This window comes from Candidatus Propionivibrio aalborgensis (assembly GCF_900089945.1).
In the GTDB taxonomy this organism is placed as follows: Bacteria; Pseudomonadota; Gammaproteobacteria; order Burkholderiales; family Rhodocyclaceae; genus Propionivibrio; species Propionivibrio aalborgensis.
The window spans coordinates 1-14,711 of sequence record NZ_FLQY01000377.1; the positions used below are offsets into that span (position 1 = coordinate 1).

The 14,711-nt window shown below is 57.4% G+C and carries 14 protein-coding genes and 1 pseudogene; 3 read left to right on the plus strand and 12 right to left on the minus strand.

Annotated features, from left to right (window positions below; genetic code table 11):
* From PROAA_RS16450 to PROAA_RS16460, 3 genes are all read left to right on the plus strand, one after another.
* On the plus strand, window positions 1-180 hold a 180-nt coding region (locus PROAA_RS16450; protein WP_281182283.1), incomplete at its 5' end, for a hypothetical protein.
* Window positions 181-208: 28 nt separating this feature from the next.
* Window positions 209-1,450 (plus strand): type II toxin-antitoxin system HipA family toxin, encoded by a 1,242-nt coding sequence (locus tag PROAA_RS16455; protein ID WP_222102321.1) that lies wholly within the window; start codon window positions 209-211, stop codon window positions 1,448-1,450.
* 158 nt (window positions 1,451-1,608) lie between these two features.
* On the plus strand, window positions 1,609-2,643 hold the full coding sequence (locus tag PROAA_RS16460) for a phospholipase D-like domain-containing protein (protein WP_186412389.1): 1,035 nt from the start codon (window positions 1,609-1,611) through the stop codon (window positions 2,641-2,643).
* A 92-nt stretch (window positions 2,644-2,735) separates the two neighbouring features.
* On the opposite strand, the gene PROAA_RS16465 is transcribed toward PROAA_RS16460, so the two are convergent.
* The 12 genes and pseudogenes from PROAA_RS16465 to PROAA_RS16520 form a co-directional block, all read right to left on the minus strand.
* Window positions 2,736-4,055 (minus strand): hemolysin family protein, encoded by a 1,320-nt coding sequence (locus tag PROAA_RS16465; protein WP_186412390.1) that lies wholly within the window; start codon window positions 4,053-4,055, stop codon window positions 2,736-2,738.
* A 33-nt stretch (window positions 4,056-4,088) separates the two neighbouring features.
* A complete protein-coding gene (locus PROAA_RS16470) occupies window positions 4,089-4,850 on the minus strand; it encodes a TerC family protein (RefSeq protein ID WP_425394028.1) in 762 nt (253 codons plus the stop codon).
* 118 nt (window positions 4,851-4,968) lie between these two features.
* Window positions 4,969-5,952: a DNA-binding protein YbiB gene (gene ybiB, locus PROAA_RS16475; RefSeq protein WP_186412392.1), complete on the minus strand. Its 984-nt coding sequence runs from the start codon at window positions 5,950-5,952 to the stop codon at window positions 4,969-4,971.
* Window positions 5,953-5,971: 19 nt separating this feature from the next.
* Window positions 5,972-8,695 (minus strand): nitrate reductase, encoded by a 2,724-nt coding sequence (locus PROAA_RS16480; RefSeq protein WP_186412393.1) that lies wholly within the window; start codon window positions 8,693-8,695, stop codon window positions 5,972-5,974.
* Between the two features lie 142 nt (window positions 8,696-8,837).
* Entirely contained in the window at window positions 8,838-9,263 is a 426-nt protein-coding gene (locus tag PROAA_RS16485) for a ClpXP protease specificity-enhancing factor (RefSeq protein ID WP_186412394.1), read from the minus strand.
* An 85-nt stretch (window positions 9,264-9,348) separates the two neighbouring features.
* Window positions 9,349-9,945, minus strand: a complete 597-nt coding sequence (locus PROAA_RS16490; protein WP_186412395.1) for a glutathione S-transferase N-terminal domain-containing protein — start codon at window positions 9,943-9,945, stop codon at window positions 9,349-9,351.
* A gap of 100 nt (window positions 9,946-10,045) precedes the next feature.
* A complete protein-coding gene (locus PROAA_RS16495) occupies window positions 10,046-10,774 on the minus strand; it encodes a cytochrome c1 (protein WP_222102322.1) in 729 nt (242 codons plus the stop codon).
* A complete protein-coding gene (locus tag PROAA_RS16500) occupies window positions 10,771-12,075 on the minus strand; it encodes a cytochrome b (RefSeq protein WP_186412396.1) in 1,305 nt (434 codons plus the stop codon). Before PROAA_RS16500 ends, PROAA_RS16495 begins: the two co-directional genes overlap by 4 nt.
* A gap of 3 nt (window positions 12,076-12,078) precedes the next feature.
* Window positions 12,079-12,635 (minus strand): annotated as a pseudogene (gene petA / locus PROAA_RS16505) (ubiquinol-cytochrome c reductase iron-sulfur subunit).
* A 110-nt stretch (window positions 12,636-12,745) separates the two neighbouring features.
* Window positions 12,746-13,345 carry a recombination mediator RecR gene (recR, locus tag PROAA_RS16510; protein ID WP_186412397.1) on the minus strand — a complete coding sequence of 200 codons (600 nt, stop codon included), beginning with the start codon at window positions 13,343-13,345 and terminating at the stop codon, window positions 12,746-12,748.
* Complete coding sequence (locus PROAA_RS16515; RefSeq protein WP_186412399.1) at window positions 13,345-13,668, minus strand: YbaB/EbfC family nucleoid-associated protein; 324 nt, start codon at window positions 13,666-13,668, stop codon at window positions 13,345-13,347. The genes recR and PROAA_RS16515 overlap by 1 nt, the downstream gene beginning before the upstream one ends.
* Window positions 13,669-13,688: 20 nt before the next feature.
* On the minus strand, window positions 13,689-14,711 hold a 1,023-nt coding region (locus PROAA_RS16520; RefSeq protein ID WP_281182284.1), incomplete at its 5' end, for a DNA polymerase III subunit gamma/tau C-terminal domain-containing protein.

A 14,711-nucleotide genomic window follows, 5' to 3' on the forward strand; every position in this document is an offset into this window, starting at 1 on the left:
ACCCTGATTCGTGTGCTGCGGGTGCTGGGCGCCGCGTCCGGGCTGGATAGCCTGATTCCGGAGTCCGGGCCCAGACCGATGGATTTGTTGAAGCGCAAGGGTAAGGTCCGGCAACGGGCTTCGGGCCAACGTGCCGCAAAGGCGACCGGCAAATCGTGGAGCTGGGATGAGAAGCCCTGAGCACGCTTGCGAGAAACCATGAGCACGCTTGCCGAAGTCAGGCTGTGGGGCAAAAGCGCAAAGCGGCATTCAGGTCGCGCCGATCGTGATGCCGCCTTCCCGGCGCGTGTACCGCTTCCCCGAGCTTTCCCGTCCGACTTTTCTCGGGCTGCCCGGCCTGCTGGCCGACTCGCTGCCCGACAAATTCGGCAATGCGCTGATTGATGCCTGGCTGGCATCGCAGGGGCGGCAACCGGGTTCCTTCAACGCCGTCGAGCGGCTTTGCTATACCGGCGAACGCGGCATGGGGGCGCTGGAGTTCGCCCCGGCCATCGGCCCCAGGGCAAAGGAGACAACGCACATTGAGGTCGGCAAGTTGGTCGAGCTTGCGTCGGAGATACTGACCCACCGGAACAAGCTGCAGGCGACTCTTGCGGCCGAAGGCGGAGAAGATGCGCTGAGGAATATCTTGCGCGTGGGCACATCCGCCGGCGGCGCGAGGGCGAAGGCGGTCATCGCATGGAACCCGAAAACCAATGAAGTGCGGTCCGGCCAGGTCAAAGCCGGACAGGGATTCGAATACTGGCTGCTGAAATTTGACGGCGTCAGCGGCAACAAGGATAAGGAACTGGACGACCCGAAAGGCTACGGGGTGATCGAGTATGCGTATTACCTGATGGCGCTTGAATGTGGCATCGAGATCAGTGAATGCCGGCTATTCAAGGAAAATGGCCGCTCGCATTTCATGACGCGACGCTTCGATCGCATTGTTGGCAGTGCTGCCGGCGAAAAACTTCACATGCAGTCGCTCTGCGCGCTGGCGCACTACGATTTCAACATGGCAGGCGCCTACAGCTACGAGCAGGCGTTGCTGGTGATGCGGCAATTGCAGTTGCCGATGCAGGCCGTCGAGCAACTGTTTCGGCGCATGGTATTCAACATCGTGGCCCGCAATCAGGACGACCACGTGAAGAACATCGCCTTCCTGATGAACAAATCCGGTGAGTGGCGGTTGTCGCCGGCCTTTGATATGACCTACAGCTTCAATCCTGCGGGTGCGTGGACGGCGCGCCATCAGATGACGATGAATGGAAAACGCGACGATTTCACGATGGAGGACTTCAACGCCTGCGCAAAGACGGCTTCGATGAAACGCGGGCGCGCTGCGAAAATCGTTGCCGAGGTGCAGGCGACGGTATCGCAATGGAGATCGTTTGCTGAAGAGGCAGGCGTGCCTGATGTCTTGCGCGAGAAAATTCAGCGCACGTTGAATCTGAAACCCTGGCCATGAATCCGGGCGAGTACCTGCCTTGGCGATATTGGTAGACACCGGAACTTCCCCAGCGATATATTTCCCTGTCAGTCAAACACGCTCTCGTGCTTTTCCCGGAGTTCAGCGCCACAACTGTTCGCGACCTGCCAGCAGACAACCCTCGGAGTCCACCTCTCATGCATCGCTCTCTCATAGTTCTGCCGGATGACACCGTCCAGCCCTTCGTCGATGCCATTGCTGCGGCGAAACAGTCGCTGCGCATCAAGATCTTCCTGTTCTCGGACCCGACCTTGCTGGCGGCGGTGATCGACGCGCAGCAACGCGGCGTCAAGGTGCGGGTGATGCTCAACCCGGCGCGGCGCAGCGGCGAGGTCGAAAACGAGGAGCCCCGTGCGGCGCTACTGGCCGCCGGCGTCGATGTGATCGACAGCAATCCGGAATTCGATATCACGCACGAGAAGTCTTTGGTGATCGACGACGAAACAGCTTTCGTCCAGTCGCTGAACTGGGAAACCAAAAATCTGACGGTGACTCGCGATTACGCCGTGGTGACCTCGCACCGGCACGAGGTCGACGAGATCATCCAGTGCTTCGAAGCCGACTGGAATCGCCAGCCCTTCAATCCGGGTGAGAACTCGCACCTGGTCTGGTGCAACATCAACGGACGCAATCGGGTGGCGCACTTCATCGACTCGGCGAAGGAGACCCTGTTTCTCGAAAACGAGCGCTACCAGGACGAGGTCATCATCGAGCATCTGGTGCGCGCCACACGACGCGGTGTGAAGATCAGGGTGCTGGCACGCCCCGCCCATACCCTCAAGAAAGGGAAACTGGTCGAGGGCATCGAGGGCCTGCGCATCCTGGAAGACCTCGGGGCCAAGGTGCACAAGTTGAAGGGGCTAAAACTTCATGCCAAGATGATGCTGGCCGACGGCAAGCGCTGCATAATCGGTTCGATCAATTTTGCCCCCGGCAGTTTTGACACTCGGCGCGAACTGGCCATCACAGTCCACGATGAGCCGGTCGTCAAGCGCGTCGAGAAAATTGCTGAACAAGACTGGACACATTCCCACGCCCTGGATCTTTCCGACGAAGGTCTGCTCGCCGAATTCGAGAAAGACCAGGCAGAGGTCGCCGAGATGCTGGCCATTGATACCGGCAAGGTAGATCATGGGCATCACCACGAGCACAAACACAAGCACAAAGCTTAGTGTGGAGAACAGGTTTCCGCCGGTCTCCCTTTCTGATCTGCCCTCGGTGGCCCTGCCAGTTGGTCGGCAGGAAGTCCGGTGTGCCCTGCCGGTCAGGCGGCAGCGTCGTCTGCAGCCTCGACCGGCGCTTTCAGTTTGGTCAGCAACACTTTGTCGACGCGGTTCTTGTCCATATCGACCACTTCGAAGCAGCAACCCGCCACCTCAAAATGATCGGTCACCATGGGAATTCGACCGAGAACGTACATCACCAGACCGCCCAGGGTATTGAACGCATTTTCGTCTTCGCCCGGCAGACCTTCTTCGATGTTTATCACCGATTTGAGGCGTTCGATCACCACGCTTCCATCGACCAGATACGACCCGTCGGCGCGCTCGACGATGTCCTGCTCTTCCTGAATGTCCGACGAGGGAAGTTCGCCAACAATCGAGGTCAGCACATCGGTGAGAGTGACGAACCCTTGCAGCTCGCCATACTCATCGACGATCAGCGCACATTGCTGGCGCGCCTTGCGAAAGCTTTCCAACAGATGCGTCGTTGTCGTTCCTTCGGGCACATATAGCGGCGGACGCAGATGGCTCTCGACATCAAGCGGCTCACCGGACAGTGCGGACTTGAGGAGTTCGGCAGTACGCAAGATGCCCACAATGTGCTCCAGTCCGTCCCGACAGACGACGATACGCGTGTAGGGGTTTTCGGATAGTCGCGCGCGAATAACATCTTCCGGCTCGTCAAGATCAAGTATGAATATGTCGTTGCGGTGCGTCATGATCGCGCTGATGCGCTGTTCGTCGAGGCGAAGCACATTGGAAACAATGGCCTGCTCGCTTTCATGAAAAATGCCTGCCAAGGCACCCTGCCCCATCAGAACATTGATTTCGTCGTTGGTTACCGGCGGGTCTTCACTGCGGCGCGCACCGATCACACGCAGAATCACAGTGGATGACGAAGAGAGCAGCCAGACCAGTGGGCGGGTCATGCGCGCCAATACGTTCATCGGCTTGGCGATCAACGTGGCGATCGACTCCGGTGCCAGCAAACCCAGACGCTTGGGAACCAACTCTCCGACGACAACCGAGAAATAGGTCAAGCCAACAACAACCAGGGTACGGGCCACGCCCTTTGCATACGGCTCAAGCAAGGTAAATCCCGACAGCCAAACGGTCAGCGGGTCAGCCAGCGCACTCTCACCAATGGCGCCATTCAGAATGCCTACTGTAGTGATACCGACCTGAACAGTGGAAAGAAACCCGGACGGCTCGTGGCTCAGTGCCAGCGCCGACAACGCACCGGGACTCCCGTCGTCCGCAAGTTTCTGCAACCGGGCCCTGCGCGAGGTAATAACGGCGATCTCTGACATCGCGAGAACGCCGTTGAGAAGAATAAGGAAAGCGAGTAGTACTAAGTCCATTTATGCGTTCATAAAACCGGAACGATCCATCATTCAATCCGGCATCTTCTGACCGTACGGGTCATGCAAGTGGACGGGTTTGGACTGCTTCTTCCGTAAGCGCAGATTGAGCATTTCCACTCCCAGCGAGAACGCCATGGCGAAGTAGATATAGGCCTTCGGCACATGATGACCCAAACCATCGGCGACCAGTGTCATGCCCACCAACAGAAGAAACGACAGGGCCAGCATCTTGATCGTCGGATGATCCGAAACGAACGTCCCGATGCTTTTGGCAAAGAGCATCATCAATCCGACCGACGCTACGACAGCCGCGATCATCACTGAAACATCGTTCGCCATGCCGACAGCGGTAATGATGGAATCCAGCGAAAACACAAGGTCTATGACAATGATCTGCAGAATGATGGCCGTGAATGTCGCCTTGACCGACTTTGCTGCCTCGCCCTCTTCGCCCTCAAGCAACTGATGGATTTCCTGAGTGCTCTTCCAGAGCAGAAAGAGCCCCCCCGCAATCAGGATGATATCGCGCGGCGATACCGGCTGGCCCAGTACGCTGAACAGGGGCTCGGTTGCGCCGACGATCCAGGCCAGGAGAAGCAAGAGGGCGATACGCATGAACATCGCAAAGAACAAGCCGGTCTTGCGCGCCTTCTCCCGACTTTGCGGCGGCAACTTGTCGACGAGGATGGAGATGAAGACGATGTTGTCGATCCCCAGTACCAGCTCCAGCGCCGTTAGCGTGAAGAAAGCAATCCACGCTTCCGGATCAGACAACAGTGACAGCATTTCCATTCATTAGACCGACAAATTAACCGCGACGGGGTGGCAGAACAGCCCCCCTATGCGGCGGATTATACCAGCACCCCGTTTTCACCAACCCAATCGCCAGCGATCATGGCGATGCCCCCGATCAAGCCAGGCTCAGGCCGGATCCCTCAAGCGCGACGATGGCTTTGGCCTGGTTGAAGTCATCGGACTGACCGCTGGCATACAGGCAGCAGGCAAGTTGATTGACGAGAGGGAGAGGCAGAGCACATTCACCCGCGAGAACACGCCGCATCCAGTCTGCGGTAGTTTTAGCGTCACAGCTTTCTGGCAAGTGCGGCAGCGTCTTGAGACTGTCGTGCTCGGCCTCGAAGAGGATGTCTCTTGCGCCATCGTATAAATGTTCGATACGTGGACGTCGCTTGGGGTTGGCAACAGGCTCACCCTCCGTGCCACGCAACAACAGGGCGTGTGCGCCTGTCGCACCGAGCATTTCCCGCATTGTGTTGAGGTAATCGGGGTGGGTGGCTGCGGCAAGCAGCAAGCCGTCCCCCTTGAACGGATCGAGCATCTTGACCAGACTATGTGCGCTGTTGCGCAACCCAAGACGGCTGCGCAGAGCAAGCTGATTGTTCAAACCGGGCGAAATTACGGCGAGCGGCACATAAACCAGACCGTCTTCATCCAGCGACTGCTGCGCCTGCAATTGGCTGGTACTGGGCAGCAGACCGAATTCTCGAAGAATCTGCGCCGTTGTCACACGACCGTAGCCTTCGATCTGACCGTGCAACACCACTGGAATGCCGAAACGCCGCAACATCAATGCCAGCAATGGCGTGAGATTTACGCCTTTGCGTGCTCCGTTGTAAGTGGGGATGACGACTGGACGAATACGTCCCTGCGGGCGGGAAAGGGTGTATAGCCGTTCATTGGCAGCGGCCAGGAAACCAAGCATCTCGCTTACGGATTCGCCTTTCACGCGCAAGGCAATCGCTATCGCTCCAAGCTCAAGGTCGGGCACACCACCGTCAAGTATGGCGCCGTAGAGTTGTTGCGATTCTTCAAGCGACATGTCGCGCGCACCTTCGCTGCCACGACCGATCTCCCGAATGAAATGTGCGTAATTCATGCCACTCCCGTATCCGCTTTCAAACAGCAGCCTCCCGAATCCGGCCAGCGATCATCTGCCTGAGTTCGGGCACGCACGAGCCGCAGTAAGTTCCGCATTTCAATTTTTCTCCAAGTTGCAAAAGCGTTGTACTCCGATTCAACTCGGCCCTGAGCTGGGCCTCGGTAATATCGGCACAATTGCAGACAACGCGACTTTTACCCAACAACTGGCTCGGTGGTTTGCCGATCGGAGCAAGAGCACAGCGAATCAATGCCGCATCAAGCGTGTTTTCCGCCATCGCATCCTTGAGCCATGACTGCGCAAGCGTTTCACCTGCTAGTCGTACGCCGATCAGCTTACCATCCAACATAGCGGCTCGCTTGCTGATCTGGCGTTGGCGGTCGGCATAAACAATGGCCGATTCCGCGTCATCAAGGCCGAACAATCCGTCAATCTCGCGCAAGCGATCCTCCGGCAGAGCTTCACTCATTTCCGCACGAAAGACAACCAGCGGTTCGGCGCGCCCATAGAGCCCCACTGAAGCACTGGCAAACTGCGGCAATAGCGAGCGTGCTTTCTCCAGTAGCTGCGACGCAGCGAGTCGCCCCTCTCCCGCCTTGCGCAGAATCACCAGTTGCCACGGCAAATCGACCTTTTCGACAGCCACCGTCGTGTGCTTGAGCTCAGGCTGTTGCGAATACGGGTCGGTTGCCGAAATGGTCAAGGCGTTAACACCGGCACTGTTCATGAACTGGCTCCCCCAGTGCATGGGCATCCATGCGCAACCCGGCAGCAATGTCTCTCCCGGCATGACGCGTATAACGACATCGCCGCGTGGGTTGCTGACGCGTACCAGATCACCGGCTTCGAGACCGCGCGCATGCATATCGGTGGGATGCAATGAAATCTCGGGCGCTTCATCGAGGTTGAACAAATGTGCGACCGTCCCGGTGCGGCTCATTCCGTGCCACTGATCGCGCAGACGCCCCGAGATCAGACTCAAGGGATACGCGTCACTGGCTTTCTCGGCAGTAGCCTGATGTTTAACGGGGACAAAGCGCGCTCGGCCATTGCTCGTCGCAAAGACACCATCTTCATAGAGGCGCTGCCTGCCCTCGCTCGCTGCTTCGGGATAGGGCCATTGTTGCGGTCCTGCGGTATCGAGAATGGCATAACTCAGGCCGGTGATATCAAGGTCGCGCCCACGTGTGGTTTCACGATGTTCGTTAAAGATGTCTTCAATGCATTCGTACGGGAAAAGATGTTCGGTCAGCGAGTTGTCCAGTTTTTGCCCGAGGCGGCGTGCGAACTCGACAACGATCTCCCAGTCGTGACGGGCCTCGCCCGGACCGCCGACCGCGGGACTGACGTGCGTGATTCGTCGCTCTGAATTGGTAACCGTGCCCTCTTTCTCCCCCCAGGAGGTGGCGGGTAACATGAGATCGGCGTAGGCAGCCGTATCGGTATTGCCGTAAGCCTCCTGCAATACGACGAATTCTGCCGCCTGTAGTGATTCTCGCACCGCACCCTGATCCGGCATGGACTGAGCGGGGTTGGTGCACGCAATCCAGACGGCTTTGATTTCGCCACTCTTCAAGGCCGCGAAGAGATCGACGGCCGCCTTGCCCGGCGTTGCCGGTACAGACGGAATACCCCAAAGCCCGGCAACTTCATCACGATGCGCGGGATTGGCCATGTCCCGGTGCGCCGAAAGCAGGTTGGCCAAGCCACCCACTTCGCGACCGCCCATCGCATTCGGCTGACCGGTCAATGAGAACGGACCGGCGCCGGGCTTGCCGATATGGCCGGTAGCTAGATGCAGGTGAATAAGCGCTGCATTATTGTGCGTGCCATGCGACGACTGGTTGAGCCCCTGACAGTAGAGCGAGAGAGAAGCACGGGACGCTCCGAACCAACGTGCGGCCCGGACAATGTCACTTTCTGGCACGCCGCAGATCCCGGAAACGCTTGCCGGCGTGTAAGCCATCACCGTTTGCTCCAGCGCCTCGAAGCCTTCGGTGTGCGCAGCGATATAGTCACGATCGACCAGTTCTTCTGTCAGCAACACATGCAACAGGCCGTTGAAGAGGGCAATATCGGTGCCGGGCCTCAGTGCCAGATGCAGATCGGCAATCCTGGCTGTTTCGCTGCACCGTGGGTCAATGACGATGATCTTGAGCTGGGGGTTGGCGACCCTGGCATCCTCGATACGGCGGAAGACAATCGGATGCGCCACGGCCGGGTTCGCGCCAGCGATTAGCAAGCAGTCCGTCAGAGCAATGTCCTCGTAGCTGCAAGGCGGCGCGTCGGCACCCAGCGTCTGTTTGTAGCCGGCAACGGCGGAAGACATGCACAGTCGCGAGTTGGTATCGACATTGTTGGTGCCGATCAAACCTTTGGCCAACTTGTTGAAGACGTAATAGTCCTCGGTCAGCAACTGTCCGGAAATATAGAAGGCAACACTGTCCGGACCGAAACGACGAATGATCTCGGAAAAACGAGTGGAGGCATGATCAAGAGCCTCATTCCAACCTACTCGTTGTCGAGGCGCATTCCGATCAAGGCGCAGTGCCGGATGAAGAAGACGGTAGTCCGATCGGGCCGTCAGGTGCAGGGCTGCACCCTTGGTGCACAAACGGCCGAAATTGGCCGGATGTTCGGGGTCGCCTTTTACACCAAGGATTCTGTTGTTTTCAACCGCGATCAGCAGACCGCAGCCCACGCCGCAGTAACAACAGGTCGATTTGATTTCTTTTGCCATGGCTACCACTCCTCCGCGTCATGGAGCAACAGCTATGCCAAGCAAGAAAATCAACAACTTGCATGATATCGGCCGTACAAAACCCGGAACCATGCTTCATTCTGGTGCGGCTCAGACGGGTGACGCCTCGATATGGGCGTGCCTATTTGATACGCGTCAAACTGGGACGCCCCGTCGGTGGCGCTGCGGGCGGTTCCGGCTCGCTGACCTGCGTAACGTCGGGCACCGGGACCTTGCCTTCATCGGACAAGTCCTCGCTACTCGGTTCGAACGCCATGCCGGTCCCATTTTCCTTGGCATAAACGGCGGCCACATTGCCCATAGGGACCGCAATGTCACGTGCCACGCCGCCGAAGCGCGCCTGGAAGGTAATTCCGTCATTGGCGATGTTCAGATGTCCTGTCGCTTCGTAACCAATGTTCAGAACAATCTTGCCGTCGCGCACGAACTCGCGCGGGATGCGTGCCTGCTTGCCGGCAATGACGGAAATGTAAGGTGTGAAATTATTGTCGCAGCACCATTCATGAATGGCGCGAATCAGATAAGGCTTTGTCGATGGCAGTTCCATGTCTATTCCCGAATCAAGTCGATTGAACAGGGACGAACTAGGTCACACGCCTGAACCGAATTTCCAGGGAAAACTAAGGTCCGGATCAGCGGCGCATGGCCTTTTCGGACGGCGTCAGTGCGTCGATGAATCCCTGACGGCTGAATATCCGCTCAGCGTATTTCATCAAAGGTGCAGCCGATTTCGGCAATTCGATCGCATAGTGATCAAGACGCCAGAGGAGAGGCGCAATCGCCACATCCAGCATCGAAAAGTCTTCACCAAGCATGTGTTTCTGCTTGACGAAGACCGGCGCCATCTCGGTCAGGCGGTCGCGGATGATTTGACGTGCCTTGTCGGCCGTCTTGTGGTTCTTCTCCAGCGCTTCGATATGCAGGAACACCTCGCGTTCCATCGTAATCAGCAGCTGCCGCGCGCGCGCGCGCATGATCGGGTCGGCCGGCATCAGCTGAGGATGTGGAAAACGTTCATCAATATACTCATTGATGATGTTCGGCTCGTACAGGATCAAATCGCGTTCAACGAGTACCGGCACACGCCCATAGGGGTTGATCATGGCGATATCTTCCTGTTTGGCGAAGAGATCGACATCAATCACCTGGAAATCCATGCCTTTTTCGTACAGGACTATGCGGCAACGCTGGCTGAACGGGCAAGTCGTGCCCGAATAGAGATTCATCATGATTCATACCTCAAAAAACGAACCGGCATCGTGGCTGCAATGGGCGCTATCACACCCTTACGCCGACGATGCCGAAACCTGAATAGACGGCTGCCCAATTCTACTTGACGTCTTTCCAGTAAGCTTTCTTCAACGAATAGGATACACCGAAAAGAACAATCAGAAAGGCCAGAACACCATAGCCAAGCTTCCTGCGAAAACCGGCACCCGGTTCTCCGGCCCAGACGAGAAAGCCGACCAGATCGGCAACCTGTTTATCGTACGCGTCCGGCGACAACTGCCCCGGGACGACCAGTTCCAGTTTGTGCGTTTCGTGATTCAGCGCTTGCAGGCCCTGCAATTCCCACAGGACATGAGGCATGCCAACATTGGGAAAGATCACGTTGTTCCAGCCGGTCTGGCGCTTGTCATCGAGATAGAAGGAACGCAGATAAGTATAGAGCCAGTCAGCGCCGCTTCCATCACCCGACGCGCGTGCCCGGGCAACGAGCGACAGGTCCGGCGGCATCACGCCAAACCACTTCTTTTGCTCTTCCGGGCGTGCGGCAATACGCATCGGCTCGCCGATCTTGTCGGCGGTAAACATCAGATTGTCGCGCACCTGCTGATCGGTCAATCCCAGTTCCGTCAAACGGTTGTATCGGACAAAACTCAGACCGTGGCAGTTCAGACAGTAGTTGACGAACAACTTGGCACCGTTTTGCAAGGCCGCCGGATCATCCTGAACATTGGGCGCCCGGTCGAGATGCAGTGCCGCACCAGAAGCAAATACCGTAACCGGTACAAACAGGAGCGCCAGCAGGAATCTCTTCATGTTGTTCGCTTTCATTTGTATTTCACCCTATCAGGTTCGGGTTGGCACTTGTCGATCTTCGAATACCAGGGCATGAGCAGAAAAAAGCCGAAATATATGGCGCTGCAGATCTGCGAAACGATCTGCCCAACAGGCGATGGCGGCAGTGTGCCGAGATAGCCAAGAATCAGGAAGGCGATGACAAAGGCCGCCAGGAAACCCTTGTAGATCGGACCACGGTAGCGTATCGATTTTGCCGGGCTCTTGTCGAGCCAGGGCAGGAAGGCAATTATCACGACCGACGCACCCATCGCGACGACTCCCCAGAACTTCGCGTCCAGTCCGAACAGTGGCCATACCATTGAGCGCAGGATTGAATAGGCCGGCGTGAAGTACCACACCGGTGCAATGTGCGGCGGAGTTTTCAGCGGGTCAGCCGGGAAGAAATTGTTGTACTCAAGGAAATAGCCGCCGCCTTCCGGCATGAAGAAGACGATGATCGCAAAAACCATCAGAAAAACAACAACGCCGACGATATCTTTCACCGTGTAGTACGGGTGGAACGGGATGCCGTCAAGCGGAATGCCTTTGTCGTTCAGTTTCTTCTTGATCTCGATCCCGTCCGGATTATTGGAACCGACTTCGTGCAGCGCCAGTATGTGTGCGGCGATGAGTCCGAGCAAGACGAGGGGCACGGCAATGACGTGGAAGGAGAAGAAGCGGTTCAGGGTCGCATCGCCGATCACGAAGTCGCCGCGAATCCAAATGGATAGGGGCTCCCCAATCAGCGGGATGGCGGAAAACAGGTTCACGATCACCTGAGCACCCCAGTACGACATCTGGCCCCAGGGCAGGAGGTAGCCCATGAAAGCCTCAGCCATGAGACACAGGAAGATCATCGTGCCGAACACCCAGATCAGCTCACGCGGCTTGCGATAGGATCCATAGAGCATGCCGCGAAACATGTGCAGATAAACGACGACAAAGAAGGCCGAAGCGCCGGTTGAGTGCATGTAGCGGATCAGCCAGCCCCAATTCACATCGCGCATGATGTATTCGACACTGGCAAAAGCGATTGGAATACCGCTGGCGTTGAGTGAGGCGTCCGGTTTATAGAACATCACCAGGAAAATTCCGGTAACGATCTGAATCACCAGCACCATCATCGCCAGCGAACCGAAGAAGTACCAGAAATTGAAGTTCTTGGGTGCGTAGTATTCGGACAGATGGCCGCGCCACATGGATGTCGCGGGGAAGCGGGCGTCCACCCATTCGAGCAGGTTCCCCTGCAGCGAACCGTCGGACTTGTACTTTTCGTAATTGGTGTTTGAAGCCATGACTTACGCCCCCTTCTTATTTTCGCCGATCAAAATGCGCGTATCGGTGAGATAGGTGTACGGCGGCACTTCAAGGTTGGTAGGAGCCGGCATTTTCTTGAAAACACGGCCTGCAAAATCGAAGGTCGAACCATGACAGGGGCAGGGCCTTTCTGGAATTTTGAAGAGGGAGAGCAACCAAGGTGGGTGCAAATGCCAACCGCAACCCACATATTCGGCTTGATCGAACGCGTTTCGTTCTTGCAGGATTCCGGCTGCAGATCGACCTCGGATTTCGGGTCGGCAACGGCACTGTCAAGCTTGGGCAATGTGCTCAACATCTCCTCGGTGCGGTTCAGGACCCATACCGGCTTGCCGCGCCATTCGACAGTAATCATCTGGCCCGGCCCGATGCTGCCGATATCCACTTCAACCGGAGCACCCGCCGCCTTGGCGCGTTCGGACGGGAGCATGCTGGAAAGGAAGGGCACCATGGCGGTTATCGCCCCAATCCCCCCGACGGCAGCGGTAGCGACGATCAAGCGCCGCCTGTCGCCATCAATTTTGCTATCTGTACTCATCGTGCTGACCCTTAGAACGAAACTCCAGCTTGGAAAACGGAGCGCAAACTAAAGCTGTGGATTATACGCCGAACTTGCCCGGTAATGAAGAGGTGCATGCTGAATACCTATCATGTAAGCGACCTGCGCTCGCGAACGGCCTGAGCCAGGGTTCCGGCATCGACGTATTCCAGCTCACCGCCAACGGGAACGCCGCGCGCAATGCGAGAGACGCGAATTGCGCGGCTTCTGAGCATTTCCGCCAGATAATGAGCCGTTACTTCACCTTCATTGGTGAAATTCGTGGCCAGAATGACTTCCTGCACCACGCCATCGCAGGCACGTGCCAGCAGTTGATCGAGCTGTAACTCACGCGGACCGATGCCATCAAGCGGCGAGACACGACCGATCAGGACGTAATACAGCCCGGCGTAAGCATGCGTCTGCTCCATCATGTTCATGTCGACCGGTGTTTCGACAACACACAGCAAGCTGGCATCGCGCTTGCCGGACAGGCAGCGCTCGCAGATATCGGCTTCGGTAAAGGTATTGCAACGCTGGCAATGGCGCAGCGCGCCAAGTGCGTGCTGCAAGGCATCTGCAAGACTACTTGCGCCTGACCGGTCGTGCTGCAGCAGGTGATAGGCCATCCGCTGCGCCGATTTCGGGCCGATTCCCGGCAGGCAGCGCAACGCCTTGATCAAGGATTCAAGGCTCGACGGCGTCGACATCAGAAAGGCAGCTTCATCCCGGCGGGCAAGTTGAGTCCGGCGGTGAAACCGGACATGCTGTTCTTGGAAACCTCTTCAACACGCCGCATGGCATCGTTCAGGGCAGCAGTCACCAGATCTTCAAGCATTTCCTTGTCGTCCATAACAGACGCATCGATCGACACGCGGCGAACGTCGTGGGCACAGGTCATCAGCACCTTGACCATACCCGCACCGGATTGCCCCTCGACTTCTACTTGCGCAAGCTGTTCCTGCGCCTTCTTCATGTTTTCCTGCATTTGCTGAGCCTGTTTCATCAGGCCGGCAATTCCACCTTTCATCATCATGCTTACCTCGGCTGGTCTTAAACGGGTTTAATGGAAGATTCAATCAGTGTTGCGTCAAATAAATCAATGACTTCGCGTACGAAATCGTCCTGTTCGACTGCCGCCACGGCGCGCTCCTGCCGCTCATGCTTCTGGCGCTGGGCGGTCGCAGCCGGCGTATCGCCGGACACCTCATGCAGTTCGATCGACAACTGCAAGGGGCGGCCGAAATATTCGCAAAGTGCCTGCTGAAGCTTGTCCTGCGCTGGCTTCATTTGCAAATGGCGATGTATCGGCGAGAGGCAAAGAACGATCCGGGCCTCATCAATGCTGCGTAATTCGCAATGCTGCCCAAGTTCACGTGCCATACCACCAAGTTTGATTGCGACCAGAATCTGGTGCCAGTCAGCATCTACAGAAGCCATTGCCGCAGTTTCTTCCGTTACCTTGGCGACAGGTATTTCCAGAGCAACGGATGCGGGCGGCGGAGCAGGATCAACTTCGTTCGCTCTCCCGCCCCTCACAGTGGCAGACGGTACATCCTTGGCTATGGGCTTGATCGTTGCAGGCGCTGCTGTTCCGTGCGCCTGCGGCACGACCGCAGCAGCCCCCGGTGTTGCCACTTCACCGCCCGAGGTAGGGCGGAAAGCGTGCAGGCGCAAGAGTGTCATGACGAAACCGGCCTGGTCGTCCGGCGCCAGAGGCAGCTCCTTGCGTCCATGCACGGCAATCTGATAGGCCAGTTGCACGAATTCCGGGTCAAGTTGCGCCGCCAACTCCAGAATGCGCGCCCGCTCGGGCAGGTCATCGGCGACAGCCTGTGGCGCTAGCTGCGCAACCTGCAGACGCGTAAACAGGTTGGACATTTCCTGCAACGCCGCATCGAACGACAGGCTGCGCATGGCCATATCGTCAGCCACTGCCAGCATGGCGGCCGCGTCTCCGGCCAGCAAGGCATCGAGTATCGAAAAGAGATAATCCAGATCGACGGTGCCAAGCATTTCGCGCACCTGCGCTTCCTCGACTTTGCCGGCTCCGTGAGCGATTGCTTGATCGAGCAA